The organism is Methylobacterium sp. CCH7-A2 (assembly GCF_001557075.1).
In the GTDB taxonomy this organism is placed as follows: Bacteria; Pseudomonadota; Alphaproteobacteria; order Rhizobiales; family Beijerinckiaceae; genus Allobosea; species Allobosea massiliensis.
Map to the genome: position 1 here is coordinate 1 of NZ_LSKN01000227.1, position 2028 is coordinate 2028.

Annotated in this window: 2 protein-coding genes; both read left to right on the forward strand. The window is 66.7% G+C overall.

From position 1 onward, the window contains the following. Positions 1–133 precede the first annotated feature (133 nt). Positions 134–463, forward strand: coding sequence for a c-type cytochrome (locus AX750_RS17020; protein ID WP_066724383.1), 330 nt, complete (start codon positions 134–136; stop codon positions 461–463). Between the two features lie 72 nt (positions 464–535). After that, positions 536–1813 (forward strand): NAD(P)/FAD-dependent oxidoreductase, encoded by a 1278-nt coding sequence (locus AX750_RS17025; RefSeq protein WP_066733795.1) that lies wholly within the window; start codon positions 536–538, stop codon positions 1811–1813. The last annotated feature ends 215 nt before the right edge of the window (positions 1814–2028 follow it).

Consider the following 2028-nt stretch of genomic DNA (forward strand, 5'->3'; position numbering starts at 1 on the left):
GCGAGACGTCCGAAAAAGCGTTCTGGGGCAAGGAGCCCTGCATGACGAACTGCAAACCGGAGGTGAAGATCACGGGGCGCGCCGCGGTGCTCGACGTCACGCCCGATTCGAAATCGGCGCCGAAGGTCGACTGATGCGGAGTTCCCGGCAGTCGCCCGGCTGGTTCAGCTTCGTCGCCCTCGCGGCCTCGCTCTCCGGCGGTCCCGCTCTGGCCTCCGGCGACAAGGCGCTCGGGGAATATCTCTCCTCCGAATGCACGGCCTGCCACCAGACCAGCGGCCGGCAGGTCGGCGGCATTCCCGCGATCGTCGGTCATCCTGCCGACCAGTTCCTCGCGCTGATGGACGCCTACCGGACGAGGCAGCGCAGCAACGACGTGATGCAGACGATCGCGGCGCGTCTGACCGAGGAGGAGATCCTGGCCCTCGCCGCCTATTACGAGAGCCTGAAGCCGCCGGGCTAGGCCCGCCGAGAGACCAGCGGCGCGCATCGATGGGCGCGCCCCATAAACAGAACAACAAAGGGGAGATCAGCCATGCATCTCGATCGTCGCTCTCTCATTCTGACGGGCCTCTCCGCTTCGGCGACGCTCGGCCTCGGCGCGCCGGCCGTTCTCGGCCAGGCCAAGCCGCGCGTCGTGGTCATCGGCGGCGGCGCCGGCGGCGCGACCGCCGCGCGCTACCTCGCGAAGGACAGCCAGGGCGCGATCGCGGTGACCCTGATCGAGGAAAACGAGACCTACCAGACCTGCTTCCACTCCAACCTCTATCTCGGCGGCTTCAAGACCTATGACGAGATCGTCCATCGCTACGATGCGCTGGCGAAGACTCATGGCATTGCGCTCGCCCGCGCCCGCGCCACCCAGATCGACCGTGACAGGAAGGAGGTCGTGCTCTCGACTGGCCAGCGCCTGCCTTATGACCGGCTCGTGGTCTCGCCGGGCATCGACCTGAAATACGATTCCGTGCCGGGCTGGTCGAAAGAGGCCGAGGAGACCATGCCGCATGGCTGGAAGCCCGGCCGCCAGACCCAGCTGATCAAGCAGAGGCTCGACGCCGTGCCCAATGGTGGGCTCATCGTCATGATCGCCCCGCCCAACCCTTATCGCTGCCCACCCGGACCCTATGAGCGCGCCTCGATGTTCGCCCATGCGCTGAAGAAGGCCGGCAAGAGCGACGCCAAGATCATCATTCTCGATCCGAAGGAGAGCTTCTCCAAACAGGGCGTGTTCCAGGCGGATTGGGAGAAGCGCTATGGCGGGATGATCGAATGGCTCGGCCCGCGGGTGCATGACGGCATCAAGTCGGTCGATCCGAAGACCAACACCGTCGTTACCGGCTTCGAGACCTACAAGGACTGCGCCTTCGTCAATGTCATTGCCGCTCAGATGGCGGGCGAGATCGCCCGCAGCGCCGGCCTCGCTCCGGCCGGCGGCTACTGCGCCATCGATGCCGCGACGATGAAGTCCACTGTCGATGCGTCGATCTTCGTTCTGGGCGATGCCTGCATCGGCGGCGACATGCCGAAATCGGCCTTCTCGGCCAACAGCCAGGCCAAGGTCGCGGCCATGACGATCCGCGGCGAGCTGACCGGCGCCCGGACCTTCCCGGCGCGCTACGTCAACACCTGCTGGTCGCTGGTCGATACCGACGACACCATCAAGGTCGGCGGCCGCTACGAGCCCAAGGATGGCAAGATCACCGCGACCGAGACCTTCGTGTCGCAGCCCGGCGAGAGCGATGCGCTACGCAAGGAAAACCAGGCCGAGAATCTCGGCTGGTACGCCGCCATCACCGCCGACATGTTCAGCTGAGCGTCCCCCGCACCGCGACTCCCGCGTGGTGCGACCTCCCTGGCCGCGCCCTGACGGCGCGGCCCTTTTTTTCCCGTCGAATGAAGGACCCCTCATGCCCATGCTGACCCGCGCCCTCCTCGTCGCCTCGGCCCTCGCGGCGGCTTCGCCCGCTTCGGCCCAGGACATCGCCGCCGGCGAGCGCTCCTGGAACAAGTGCCGCGCCTGCCATCAGA